Genomic DNA, 12,785 nt, shown 5'->3' on the forward strand with positions numbered 1-12,785 from the left:
GTTACGCCCTGCGCGGCGGCACCCTATGCCTTTGCACCGGCGCGCAGCCGCCCGTGGCAATCGCCGCGATCAGAACATCACGCCCGCGCTCAGCAGGAACGTGCGTCGCGAAGCGGGAACCGCACGCGCCGTGCTGAACGCCGACTGATAGTTCCGGTGGTCGGTGAGGTTATACAGATTGAGCGAGAGGCGGTACGGCCCCTGCTCGTATCCGATCATGCTGTCGAGCGAGAAATTGTCGGGCATGCGCGCCCTGTTGGCCGAATCGACCCAGTAGCCCGAGCTGTACTGCAGTCCGCCGGCCACCGTGAGCCTGCCCGGAAGCAATAGCAATGAATGCGGGACGATGTAGCTCGTCCACAGCGTCACGTTATTGGCCGGCACGCCCGGCGCCGTGTTGCCGATGGAGGTCGCCGCGCTCGCCTCGGTAACGGTGCCGTTCAGGTACGCATATGCGATGTTGGCCGACCAGTTGTTCGTGATCCAGCCCGAGAGTCCCAGTTCGACACCACGAATGCGGTAGCCTTCGCCGTTGTCCGAGAAGCCCGGCGCAAGCTCGCCCGTGTCCGGATCCACCGTGTACGAATGCGACTTGCGCGTCTGGAACAACGCGGCCGTCACGCCGAGGCGCTTGTCGAGCAAGTCGAGCTTCGTGCCCACTTCAACGGTATCCGCGCGCTCGGGCTCGTTGCCCACGCCGTTTTGCGGCACCTCCGATTGCACGCCGGCCGACGGCCAGTGCGATATCGGTGCCGACAGGACGATAGGTGCGCGAGAACGACGTATAGAACATGGTGTCCCTCGTCGGCTCCCAGATCGCCGAAATCGCGGGACTGACCTTGCTCGAAGTGGCCGTGCCCCCAGCCACGGTTGTCGCGTTCGTCCAATACTTGCTGCGGAAATAGTCCCAGCGCAGATTGCCGAGCAGTGAGAACTGCTGCGTGAGCCAGATGCGATCGTTCGCGAACACGCCGATATCCGACGATTCCGCGTCGCGCGTGGTCGCACCGTACCCGAGCCGCCAGCCGGCGGGCATCTGATATTGCGGATTGACCACCGTCTGATTGTTCACCCGGCCGGTCCAGGCACCCTGGTCGCGGTGGTCGCGCTGATAGTTCATGTCGAGACCAATCACGGCGCGATTGCGGAACTGGCCGAGATTGAATTCGCTCTTCGCGGTGTTCACGTTCTGCACGCCGATGCCGCGCTGAAGATACGCAACACCGCCGCCCGCGCCGTACCTGAGCGCGACGTTCTGTCCAGCCAGCAGCTTCTGCAGATTGGCGTAGCTGACCGCTGCCGGATTCGTCGACGAGAAATCGCGCTGGTAGAACGTAAAGCGTGTGTCGTTGTGGATCTGGACGCCGTTGTCGAGGTTCTTCGTGAAGAGCGATGAGACGATGTGCGTATCGCTTTTGTCGCGATCGGTATTGCGAACATACGATGTCGACGGATCGATGCCCGGAACGCCGTATTCGAGCAGCGGGCGATAGATGCCGTCGGCCCCCTGCGCCATCGGCACGCCGTAGTCGGGCACGCCATCGCGATGCAGGTATGAGTAGCCGAGATGCCACTCGGTATTCGTGCCCATGCCCGTGCCCAAGTCCAGCGCCACACCGGCACGGTTGTCCTTCACATTGTCGCGATCGGGCGTATTGCCGCTCTGGTACATGCCGTTCACGCGCAGCGCCGTCGTGTCGGCGAGCTTGATGTTGCTGTCGACTGTCGTGCGATACGTCGAGCCCGAGCCGCCGCTTTGATCGACATTCGTTGCCGTATCGAGATTCGCGAACTTCGAGGTCTGGTTGATGATACCGCCAATGCTGCCCACGCCGAAGCTGTCGCCCGAAGCCCCCTTGATGACCTGCACGCTATCGATAGCGAAACTGTCTCGCTTGTACGCGCCGAAGTCGCGCAGGCCGTCGATATAGATATCGCCCTTGGCCGACAGGCCGCGAATCTTGAACTGATCGCCGTTCTGGCCGCCATTGCCCTCGCCGGTCGACATCGTGATGCCCGGTACGTTCTTCAAAATCTGCTCGAGCGACGTGGCCTTCTGCTGCTCGATCAGTTCGCGTGGCACCACGTTGACGGTCTGCGGCATTTCCCTGACCGTATCAGGAAGCCGCGCGATGCCGGTGGAGGCTTCGTTCGTATTGAGCAGCGCCCTTGCCGTGACGGAAATCTTCGGCAGTGCGCCGCCAACCGCCGTGGCAGGCGGAACGTCGTTGGGCACCTGCGCGACCGGTTGCGCCGTCTCGCCGGCGGCATCGATGCCCACCTGCTGGTCTTTGCGCGCCTGGGCCGTTGTGGCCGGGTCTTGCGCGAACACCATCAGGGGCACGGAGGTGAGCGTCATGGCGACACTCGCGTTGGCGGCACCGGAAACCAGACGGCGAATCGCAACCGATGTGACTTTCTGCTTCATCAAACAGCTCCCGTTCTTCTTGAACATGCTTCCCCATACTACGTAGCACTACGAAACATCCGGAAAACGCGCAGGCTCCATCTGCAGCCTTCGCTGACAGTGAGCGAGGAGCGGCCCGATTGCCTGGCATTCGAATGATTGGCGCGATTCGCCGGGCGCTGGCCGGCTATGCGAGCAAGCGCCTACGGAAATTCATGCGCCGCAGGCACGCAACCGAGGACGTGGCGATGCCTGCGCATGGCGGGGGATAGCAACGGCCGTGCTCGAGGGGAGTTCCCTTGCCCGTCATCAGTGGGGCTTGTCATGCCGTTGCAGGGAGAAATATACAATCCCGTAACGCAAATGTAAACGATTCTTGTTTGCAAAATTGATTTGCGTCGTCGATTGCGTGGCGGGCATTCCTGGCGGCGCGCCATGTCGCCGAGCGCCGTAAGCGTCCGTGACAAGGCGCAAGCGTCGCCGCCACCAGCCTGTGGGTTTCGGCATTCAGACGATGATGCCGTGCTGCAGGTCGATCGACGTCGCGCAAGTACCGGGAGACATCCGGACATACACTGGTTTCGATCGACGAAGACATTCCGTGAAACTGCCGCCAGCTGGTGATCGGCAACGGCATCGGGGCCCTGCCGGTCAATTTGCGGAACTCTCCTCGTCTTCGTGACTGGAGCAAAAGGCAAAAGCCGCCCGGCACAATGGCTTCTCAATTCACGTCAGGAACCACGATCCAACTGTGCGATGAGCGCCTCGAGTCGTGCGGAGAGCCGGGGCCGAAATGGCTGAACCTTTGAGCGTACGCAGGCGCCCCGGCAGCGACGCAGGCTCGCGCGCGGCATGGGCGCGAATTGCGTCGATTGGCGGCAGCGCGCACCGCTGGCCGTCTCGCATCGCGGTACCCAGCAAGGGGACACCGTCGTGCATTTCATGCGCCAGTGCGAGACAGTCCTCGAGAATACGGCCGGCCCCATCATGGTTGCGGAAAACCTGCTTGCGGCCAGGCAGTGTCGCCTTGCCCTCCGAGCGCTTGCGGCGCGGCTCGCACGAGTATTCGACGAGCTTGCAGGCGCAATCGAGGTACGGCGCATCCGCAGAGGTGTTCATCCGCGTGCCCACGCCAAAGCCATCGATTGGCGCACCGCATTCGATCAGATCACGCAAAAGGTATTCGTCGAGATTTCCGCTCGCGAAAATCGTCGTGTCATGCATGCCGCCTTCGTCGAGAATCGCGCGTACCTGCCTGGCGTGCGTGGCAAGATCGCCGCTGTCGAGCCGCACGCCCCGGATGGAAATGCCATCGCATGCCAACCGCCGCCCGAGCTCGACCACCGTGCCGGCCGCCGCTTCCGTGTCGTAGGTATCAATGAGGAGCGTGGCGTTGTGCGGCTGCGCTCGCGCGAAGTGCTCGAATGCGTCGAGTTCTCTGCGGTGCGCCTGAACATACGAATGGGCCATCGTCCCAAACGTGGGTATGCCCCAGAGCGCGCCCGCGAGCTGTGGCGCGGTGCCGGTGAATCCGGCCAGATAGCTGGCTCGCGCCGAGAGGAGGCCGGCCTCGGCACCGGTGCGCGCGCCGTAGCCCAAAGTCGACGAGTTGATTGCCGCGCGCCGCCAGCACGATGCGTGCTGCCTTGCTCGCCACCAGCGTCTGATAGTGCAGCAGGTTCATGACGCGGCTCTCAACTAGCTGGATCATGGCGCGCCCCTACGGCGCGGGAGCAGTCGGAAAAATGCTGGACACGTCGCTCTCCGGCCAGGCACGTACCGACCTGCGCAGAGGATTGCGAACGCAGGTCCCGCAAAGGCTCAGGACAGTTCATATTCGCGCATCATTTCGCCGATCACGGCTTTCAAAGGCGCCATACACTCCTGCGCAACCCCTGGAAACTCGTCGACGATCCAATTGCACCCCCCGTTCTCCACTGGATCGACCTTGCGCGGAATCGAAATGTCGCAATCACGGCAGCTGTCACCAAGATCGGCATCCTCTTGAACCCGGCGCAGAATTTCTGCCCGAATCTTTTCAGCAGTACCCACATTCTTGATCATGTCTTCCTCCATCGCCCACCGGGATTTCTTTCTCGCAAATTCACGGATGCAGGGGCTGCGCTAGCTGAAGCGCCCCCCTTATGCGCATGATTCGGCGAAGCGGCGGCGAAGGAATTGATGCAAGTCAAGCCCTGCAACGCTCCCAGGCGGTCAAATGCCGTCACCGTCGAGGCGCCGGTAACGTCGGCAAATATGCGCTTGCGGAAAACAGCGGAGAAGTCACCTTGAAACGTGGATGGCGATACAGTTTCCTTGTCGGCGCGGCACCGGCACTTGTGACGTCCGGCGACGCGGCCGCGACGAACGCCGGGACGGCGAACCCGAGGATGCGAATGCGGTCGTCATTGCGATCGACACCGGCCGCGTCAGCATCACGCTGCTCGAAGACAATGGCGAGCCATACGATTTGATGGTCGACCGCAGCATCGGCGCTGTCGGGAATCTGCGACTCGGCGACACCGTCCGCTACTTTCAGCCGCGCTGCTGCCGCTGCCGTGCACGAACGTCACGACGCCGCGCGCTTGGCCGGGAAATTCTCCAGGATCCCGCCAAGCTTCACATAATCAACGGGATACGCTCGTTCCTGGAAAACAACCAGCGAGACCTTGTCGACTACCAGCAGGCCCGTATGGAGGGACGCCGCGTTTCGTCGGCATCAGCGGAATCGGTCATGAATCACTTGGTCAATCGCCGCCTGTCAAAGCGACAACAGATGCGCTGGTCCATGAAGGGAGCGCATTATCTGCTGCAGACTCGCGTCGAGCTGCTTGACGGTAGATTGGAGCGCTGTTTCCTGAAGCGTTTTCCGCATTTCAGGTCGTCCGAGTCTGTTCGACGCTGAACCGTACGCTCCCTCACTTTTCGTCCACTCCCAAAATCCGTGGTCATGGCTAGCAAAAACTGCGAGCACCAACATCCGGATCTTTTCCTGCCGTAGGGTGGCTTTCCCGATGGAGTGAAAGTCGAAGACGGTTACGTGACGCTGCCGGATTTGCCGGGGATCGGGTTTGAGGGCAAGCGGGACCTGATCGAAGAGATGCGGAAGTTATCGACATAGCTTCTGCCAGAAAATCCGGAAGCTTCGACGCTTAACAAAGACAGATGGGTGCGGCCAACGGTGTTCGGTTGCTGCGTCTCTGCATCCGCTCTTTCGCCGGCGTTGAACTGGGCGATAGTGACCGGATGACCAGATGCACTTTTGGCGACGTGCATTCACACAATAAGGAATGCGTATTGAAATGCGATCATGCTATCTATTTAAAATGGTACCTCCAGCCTGGGTGTGGGGCAACCCAGCGTCGCATAGAGCCACCAGATGTCCCAGCCAGGCAACGTCCGCAAACCGGACAACGTGACCAGGCGCGCCGCGATTCCTGCCTTCGACGGCGCGCTTGACCAACACGACCCGCTTGCCGCTCACGAGAAACGCCACGGCATTCCAGGTAAGCTCGATCGCACAACGAACACGCGCGGGCGGCGGCAGCCGGCACCACGGGCAAAGCTGCAACCACCCGCCCGCCACCGCCCACCAGCGTTACCCCGCCACAGCCAGCGTGCGCTCCGCCACTTCGTCGACTGCTTCCTTCACGATTCCGACGATCTCGTCCGCTTCAGCGCGCGTCATCACGAGCGGCGGCGCGAAACCGAGGATGTCGCCGTGCGGCATCGCGCGCGCAATCACGCCCCGTTGCAGCGTTGCCGCCGACACTTGCGGACCGACTTTCAGCGCGGCGTCAAACGGCTTGCGCGCGTCCTTGTCGGCCATGAACTCCAGCGCCGCGAGCATGCCGATGCTACGCACTTCGCCGACGAACGGATGATTGTCGAACGCCGCGTGCAATTGCTGGCCGAAATACGCGCCGACTTCCGCCGCATTGCGCGTCAGGTTCTCGCGTTCGAGGATGTCGAGGTTCGCGAGCGCCGCTGCCGCGCACACAGGGTGTCCCGAGTACGTCCAGCCGTGCCCCATCGGGCCGTGTTCCTGCGAGCCGCGCGCGATCACGTCCCACACCTTTTCGCCGACGATCACGCCGGACAGCGGCGCATACGCGCTCGTCAATCCTTTCGCGACAGTGATCAGGTCCGGCTGCATGTCGAAATGCTGCGAGCCCATCTTCGAGCCGATACGGCCGAAACCGCACACGACTTCGTCGGCGATCAGCAGGATGTCATGCTTCTTGAGCACGTCCTGAATCGCGGCCCAGTAGCCTTGCGGCGGCGCGATGATGCCGCCCGTGCCCATCACCGGCTCGCCGATGAACGCGGCGATCGTGTCCGCGCCTTCGCGCGCGATCAGCTTTTCGAGTTCCTCGACGCAGTACGCGACGAACTGCGCTTCGCTCATGCCGGCGGGCGCCCTGCGATACCAATGCGGGCAAATGGTGTGCTTCACGCGCTCGACCGGCAGGTCGAAGTGCTGATGAAAACTCGGCAGCCCGGTCAGGCTGCCGGTCACGATGCCCGAGCCGTGATAGCCGCGATCGCGCGAGATGATCTTCTTCTTGTTCGGGCGGCCGAGTACGTTGTTGTAGTACCAGACGATCTTGATCTGCGTTTCGTTCGCATCCGAGCCGGACATTCCGTAGTAAACCTTCTTCATGCCGGCGGGCGCCCAGTCGATGATGCGCGAGGACAGTTCGATGATCGCATCCGACGAGTGGCCCACATACGTGTGGTAATACGCGAGCTGCTTCGCTTGCTCGTAGATGGCTTCGGCCACTTCGGTGCGGCCATAGCCGATGTTCACGCAGTACAGGCCCGCGAAAGCGTCGATGTACTGCTTGCCTTGATGGTCTTCGATGCGGATGCCTTTCGCGCCGCGGATGATCTTGCCCGGCAGCGCGCCGGACGCGTGATCGTACGCGTGCGTGGAGGGGTGCATGAAGTGTGTGCGGTCCTGTTCGAACAGTGCGTCGAGCGATCGGGTCATGATGGTGCTCCTGATGTAGGTTCAGGCCGTCGCCGTGAGCGGCAGGCCAAGGTTGCCAAGGCAGAAATATTTGGTTTCGGTGAACGGCTCGAAGCCTTCCGCGCCGCCTTCGCGGCCGAGGCCCGATGCCTTCATGCCGCCGAACGGGATGGGCGCGCCAGTGAACTTCACGCCATTGACGGACACCATTGCGAAGTCGAGCCGCCGCACGAGCTGGAAGATCGTGTCGATACGGTTCGCGCAGACATACGCGGCAAGTCCGTATTCGGTGTCGTTTGCTTTCGCGACCACTTCGTCGAGCGTATCGAATGCGCAGACCGCCGAAATCGGCGCGAAGTTTTCCTCGTCGTAGACGCGCATGCCGGGCCGGGCATCGGCGATCACGGTCGGTTCGTAGAACCAGCCGCCGAGTGCGTGCGGCTTGCCCCCGGCGAGAATGCGTGCGCCCTTCTCGCGCGCATCGGCGACGCGTGCGACGGTCGTGTCGAACGCAGCCTGATGCATGAGCGGGCCGACGTCGACGCCCTCCTCGAACGCCGGGCCGGTCTTCAGCGCGCACACGGCTGCCGCGTAGCGTTCGACGAACGCTTCGTACAGCGCACGCGCGACGAAAATGCGGTTCGCCGCGCAGCAATCCTGGCCCGACGTCTGGAACTTCGCTCCGACGGCAACCTTCACCGCCTGTTCGAGGTCCGCGTCTTCGGTCACGATGAACGGCGCGTTGCCGCCGAGTTCGAGCGCGACCTTCTTGATGCCCGCCTGCGCAGCTGCCTGCGTGACGAGGCCACCAACGCGCGTCGAGCCGGTGAAGCTCACCGCGCGCACGCGTGTGTCGGACACGAGCGTTTCCATCGCCATCTGCGGTTCGCCGAGCACGACGTTGAACACGCCGGGCGGGAAGCCAGCTTCTTCCGAGAGTTGCGCCAGCGCGAGCGCCGAAAACGGCGTTTCGTGCGCGGGCTTCACGACGGTCGTGCAGCCGATCGCGATGGCGGCGGCCGCCTTGCGGGTGATCATCGCGACCGGGAAATTCCACGGCGTGATGAGCGCGGCGACGCCAGCCGGTTCCATCAGCGTGCCGAGATGCGCGCCGTCGATGTGCGTCGGAATCGTGCGTCCCGCGAGACGCTTCGCTTCGTTCGCGAACCACTCGACGAAGCTCGCCGCGTAGCGGATTTCGCCGCGCGATTCATTGAGCGGCTTGCCCTGTTCGAGCGACAGCAGCGCGGCGAGGTCTTCGAGGTGGCGCAGAATCAGTTCGTGCCAGCGCAGCAGCACCGCACTGCGGCGCTGCTGAGGCACCCAGCGCCACGATTCGAACGCGCGTTGCGCGGCGTCGACGGCCGCGACGATCTGCGCGCGTTCGAGCATCGGCACGTGACCGATCACGCTTTGATCGGCGGGGTTTTGCACGGCGACTGTCGCGGCGGTGTCGCTGTGAATCCAGCGGCCATCCATGTAGCACAGCGATTTGAAAAGGACGGGGTGTCCGGGCAGCATGTCGTCTCCTCCTCGATAACGTAGCGACGTCATGAGCCTCATTCTTTCGCAAATGCGCCTTGCGAAATTTCGGCTTTACGCCGTGCCGCACGCGGTTTTTTCTCTTTGCGCGCCGACGTTGCAGAAAATCTTTCAGTCCCAGCCCGGTACGCCGTCCGGGGCGTTCTTCACGATCTTCGTGACGATGTACGTGAAGTAGCGCTCGATGCCGATATCCTCCATGAGGAGCGCGTCGACGAAACGCTGGTAATGGTCGATGTCGCGAGACATCACGTGCAGCACGTAATCGACGCCGCCGCCAGTCGCATAGCAATGCGTTACTTCGGGTGCAGAAACGATGCGCTCCTCGAAGCGCCGCATGTCGTGCGCGGTATGACGCGCGAGCGTCACCTCGACGACGATGCGGCTGCCGCGAAACGCGCCCGCCCAGTCGATGTCCGCGCGATAGCCGCGGATCACGCCGCTCTCTTCGAGCTTGCGCACGCGCTCCCAGGCCGGCGAAATCGACAGGTTCACCTCCTCGGCGAGCTTCGATTTCGTGATCCGGCCGTCGCGCGCGAGAATGCGCAGGATGGCGAGGTCGTAGCGATCGAGCTTGATCAAGTCACGCCGCCACGGGGATGTTGCGTTCGACGACGTGCGCGACCACCGCGACCGTGTCGCCCGCCTGCACGAGGCCCGGGAAGTGCCGCGCGGCCAGCAATCCCGCGCGCTTCGCAACGTAGTCGAAGGGCGCGGCGCCCGTGCGGCTCACGTCGTGAATCCGCGCGAGCACGTCGCCCTTCTCGACCATCTCGCCCAGGTCGCGGCACATCTCCAGCAGGCCGTGATGCTCGCTCGTCGTGAAGCAGTCGCCGTCGGGCATGTCGAGCAGCGTCGTCGTGCGCGCGGCGTCCGAAACGGGAGCCGCTTCGTTCGACGCTTGCGCGAGCACACCGGCATGCGCGAGAAAGCCGCGCACCCCGCGCTCGGCGATTGCGACGCTCGCCGCAGTCGACGTGCCGCCGCCGCCCAGCTCCGTCGAGACGAACACCTTGCCCGCCTCTTCCACGGCGCTGTCGAACAGGCCGACGCTGTCGAGTTCGAGCATCTGCATCGAGTACGGTGCGCCGAACGCGCGCATCGCGCGCGCGCAGCGGGCTTCCTGATCGCGGTCGGACAGCACGTGGATCGCCGCGAACGGCACGAAGTCGAGCGTGCGGCCGCCCGCGTGGATGTCGAGCACGTAATCGGCCATCGGCAGCAGATAGCGCTGGAAGTAATCGGCGATCTTCTCGGTGACCGTGCCGTCCGGCTTGCCGGGGAAGCTGCGGTTCAGGTTGCCCGCGTCGATCGGCGACGTGCGCCGGCCCGCGCGAAACGCCGGGTAGTTCATGAACGGCACGATGATTACGCGCCCGCGCACGTCGGCCGCTCTCAGCGAGCCGGCGAGCTTCGACAGCGCCACAGGTCCTTCGTACTCATCGCCGTGGTTGCCGCCCGTCAACAGCACGGTCGGGCCTTCGCCGCGGCGGATCACGGTGACCGGAATCATGATGGCCCCCCACGCGGAATCGTCGCGCGAGTACGGCAGCTTCAAAAAGCCGTGCTGCTCGCCGTCCCGATCGAAATCGACGGTGGGCGTTATCGGTGACGCTCGCATCGGCTTACTCCTTCACGAACAGTTTGCGCGGCGTGGTGCAGAAGGTCTCGACGCCCGTATCGGTAATCAGGATGCTCTCGGTGATTTCGAGGCCCCAGTCGTCGAGCCAGAGGCCCGGCATGAAGTGGAACGTCATGCCGGGTTCGAGGACGGTGCGGTCCCCGGGACGCAGGCTCATCGTGCGCTCGCCCCAGTCCGGCGGATAGCTCGCGCCGATCGGATAGCCGCAGCGGCTGTTTTTCTCGATGCCGAACTTCGCGAGCACCGCGAAAAACGCGTTCGCGATGTCCTCGCAGCGGTTGCCCGGCTTCGCGGCGGCGAGCCCGGCCTCGATGCCTTCGACGACCGCTTTCTCGCCTTCGATGAAGTGCTTCGGCGGCTTGCCGAGATACACGGTGCGCGACTGCGGGCAGTGATAGCGGCGATAGCAGCCGGCGATTTCGAAGAACGTGCCCGCGTTCTGTTCGAACTTCGAGTCGTCCCAGGTCAGGTGCGGCGCAGCGGCGTCGGCGCCGGTCGGCAACAGCGGCACGATGGCCGGATAGTCGCCGCCGAAACCGTCGGCGCCGGTGATGCCCGCGTCGTAGATCTGCGCGACGAGCTCGTTCTTCTTCATGCCCGGCTCGATGACATCGAGAATGCGCGCGTGCATCTTCTCGACGATGCGCGCGGCGACGCGCATGTACTCGATCTCGCGCGGCGACTTCACCGCGCGCTGCCAGTTCACGAGCGCGGTCGCATCGGCCCAGCGCGCGTTCGGCAGATGCTTCTGCAGCGAGGCATACGCGGCCGCGCTGAAGTAGTAGTTGTCCAGTTCGACGCCAATCGTGAGGCGCTCCCAGCCGCGCGCGGCGATCACCTCGGTGGACAGGTAGTCCATCGGATGGCGCACCGGCGACTGCACGTAGATGTCGGGATAGCCGATGATGTTGTCGTGCGCGAGGAACGCGGTGCGCTTCGCGCCGTTCGCGTCCTGGCCGCGCCCGTACCACACCGGCTCGCCTTGCATCGGCACCAGCACGCACTGGTGCACGTAGAACGACCAGCCGTCGTAGCCCGTGAGCCACGCCATGTTGGTCGGATCCGTGACGATCAGCAGTTCGATGCCCGCCTTCTGCATCGCGCTGCGCGTTTTGGCGATCCGGGCATCGTACTCGCTTCGCTCGAATGCGAGGCGAGGCCCGGATGCTGCCCCCTGCCCTTCTTCAATTGCTGACATCGTTCCCTCTCAGTGCCTGACGTTGTCAAGAATGGTTATCGAAAATCGTTCCGGCGCCCTTCGCGCGGGCGCGTTGCAGCGCGAGCGCCGCAATCGCGGTGTCCTGCGCGCCGGTGCCGGTCAGATCGCAAATCGTGATTTCGTCCGCACGCGTGCGGCCCGCGCGGCGTCCGGCGATCACGTCGCCGAGTTCGGGGAAGTCTGCGTCGGCGGCTACGACGCCCGCGCGGATCGCATGCGAAAGCTCGCCGAGCACGCGCGTCTGCGAAAGCCGGTCGCAGATGTAGTGCGCCGCGCGGAACACCAGCGGCGAAATTTCCGTCTTGTACTCGGCGTCGGAGCCCATCGCGGTCACGTGCAGGCCCGCGTGCAGGTCGTGCGCGCCAACGAGCGGCTCGCGGCTCGGGGTGGCCGTCACCGCGACGTCCGCGTGCGCGAGCGCTTCGTGCACCGATCCGGCCACCGTGCAGAGCAGGTTGTATGCGCGGCTCATGTCCGCTGCGTAGCGTTCGGCCTGCGCCACGTCGCGCGACCAGACGCTGACCGATTCGATGTTGCGCACGAGCATCAGCGCCTTCAATTGCAGGCGCGCCTGCTCGCCCGCGCCGATGATCGCCGCGTGCTTCGCGTCGCGGCGCGAGAGCCAGCGCGCGGCCACGGCGCCGGCTGCCGCGGTGCGCACCGCGGTCAGATAGCCGTTGTCGAGCAGCACAGCCTCGGTCAGGCCGGTGCGCGCCGATAACACGAGCATCAGCCCGTTCAGGCTCGGCAGACCGAGCGACGGGTTGTCGAAAAAGCCGGGGCTCACCTTGATCGCGAAGCTGTCGAAGCGCGGCAGGTACGCGGTCTTCACGTCCACCTCGCCGTTGTGCTCCGGCAGCGCGAGATTCAGGATCGGCGGCATCGCGACCGCCTCGGTCGCGAGCGACACGAACGCCGATTCGACCTGGTCGATGGCGGTGACGTCGAGCGGCACGAGCGCGCGCAGTTGCGCCTCGTTCAGGAGTGTGATCGGCAAACGCAT

Annotated in this window: 9 protein-coding genes and 3 pseudogenes; 2 read left to right on the plus strand and 10 right to left on the minus strand. The window is 64.0% G+C overall.

Annotated features, from left to right (window positions below; genetic code table 11):
- Positions 1-69: 69 nt before the first annotated feature.
- The 4 genes and pseudogenes from BMI01S_RS43040 to BMI01S_RS17710 form a co-directional block, all read right to left on the minus strand.
- Positions 70-696 (minus strand): TonB-dependent receptor domain-containing protein, encoded by a 627-nt coding sequence (locus BMI01S_RS43040; protein WP_255217808.1) that lies wholly within the window; start codon positions 694-696, stop codon positions 70-72.
- Positions 662-2,428, minus strand: a complete 1,767-nt coding sequence (locus BMI01S_RS17700) for a TonB-dependent receptor (RefSeq protein ID WP_255217809.1) — start codon at positions 2,426-2,428, stop codon at positions 662-664. The genes BMI01S_RS43040 and BMI01S_RS17700 overlap by 35 nt, the downstream gene beginning before the upstream one ends.
- A gap of 705 nt (positions 2,429-3,133) precedes the next feature.
- Positions 3,134-4,112 (minus strand): annotated as a pseudogene (locus BMI01S_RS17705) (nicotinate phosphoribosyltransferase); the annotation flags it as partial.
- A gap of 116 nt (positions 4,113-4,228) precedes the next feature.
- The gene (locus BMI01S_RS17710) at positions 4,229-4,471 is read right to left on the minus strand and encodes a hypothetical protein (protein ID WP_028214193.1); all 243 of its coding nucleotides are present in this window, start codon (positions 4,469-4,471) and stop codon (positions 4,229-4,231) included.
- Between the two features lie 571 nt (positions 4,472-5,042).
- On the opposite strand from BMI01S_RS17710, the pseudogene BMI01S_RS39090 reads away from it, so the two are divergent.
- Together BMI01S_RS39090 and BMI01S_RS43045 are read left to right on the plus strand one after the other, a co-directional pair.
- Positions 5,043-5,312 (plus strand): annotated as a pseudogene (locus tag BMI01S_RS39090) (ISKra4-like element ISBugl3 family transposase); the annotation flags it as partial.
- A 72-nt stretch (positions 5,313-5,384) separates the two neighbouring features.
- Positions 5,385-5,528, plus strand: a pseudogene (locus BMI01S_RS43045) (mandelate racemase); the annotation flags it as partial.
- A 477-nt stretch (positions 5,529-6,005) separates the two neighbouring features.
- Here BMI01S_RS43045 and BMI01S_RS17720 read toward each other — a convergent pair.
- The 6 genes from BMI01S_RS17720 to BMI01S_RS17745 all read right to left on the minus strand — a co-directional run bounded on the left by BMI01S_RS17720 (position 6,006) and on the right by BMI01S_RS17745 (position 12,785).
- Positions 6,006-7,400 (minus strand): aspartate aminotransferase family protein, encoded by a 1,395-nt coding sequence (locus tag BMI01S_RS17720; RefSeq protein WP_028214192.1) that lies wholly within the window; start codon positions 7,398-7,400, stop codon positions 6,006-6,008.
- 21 nt (positions 7,401-7,421) lie between these two features.
- Positions 7,422-8,900, minus strand: a complete 1,479-nt coding sequence (locus tag BMI01S_RS17725) for an NAD-dependent succinate-semialdehyde dehydrogenase (protein WP_028231080.1) — start codon at positions 8,898-8,900, stop codon at positions 7,422-7,424.
- Between the two features lie 132 nt (positions 8,901-9,032).
- Positions 9,033-9,503: an Lrp/AsnC family transcriptional regulator gene (locus BMI01S_RS17730; RefSeq protein ID WP_028231081.1), complete on the minus strand. Its 471-nt coding sequence runs from the start codon at positions 9,501-9,503 to the stop codon at positions 9,033-9,035.
- A gap of 1 nt (position 9,504) precedes the next feature.
- Positions 9,505-10,542: a N(2)-acetyl-L-2,4-diaminobutanoate deacetylase DoeB gene (doeB, locus tag BMI01S_RS17735; protein WP_028214189.1), complete on the minus strand. Its 1,038-nt coding sequence runs from the start codon at positions 10,540-10,542 to the stop codon at positions 9,505-9,507.
- Positions 10,543-10,546: 4 nt separating this feature from the next.
- Complete coding sequence (gene doeA, locus BMI01S_RS17740) at positions 10,547-11,761, minus strand: ectoine hydrolase DoeA (protein WP_028231082.1); 1,215 nt, start codon at positions 11,759-11,761, stop codon at positions 10,547-10,549.
- Between the two features lie 25 nt (positions 11,762-11,786).
- Entirely contained in the window at positions 11,787-12,785 is a 999-nt protein-coding gene (locus BMI01S_RS17745) for a cyclodeaminase (RefSeq protein WP_028231083.1), read from the minus strand.

The sequence above is a fragment of the Paraburkholderia mimosarum LMG 23256 = NBRC 106338 genome, assembly GCF_000739815.1.
GTDB lineage: Bacteria > Pseudomonadota > Gammaproteobacteria > Burkholderiales > Burkholderiaceae > Paraburkholderia > Paraburkholderia mimosarum.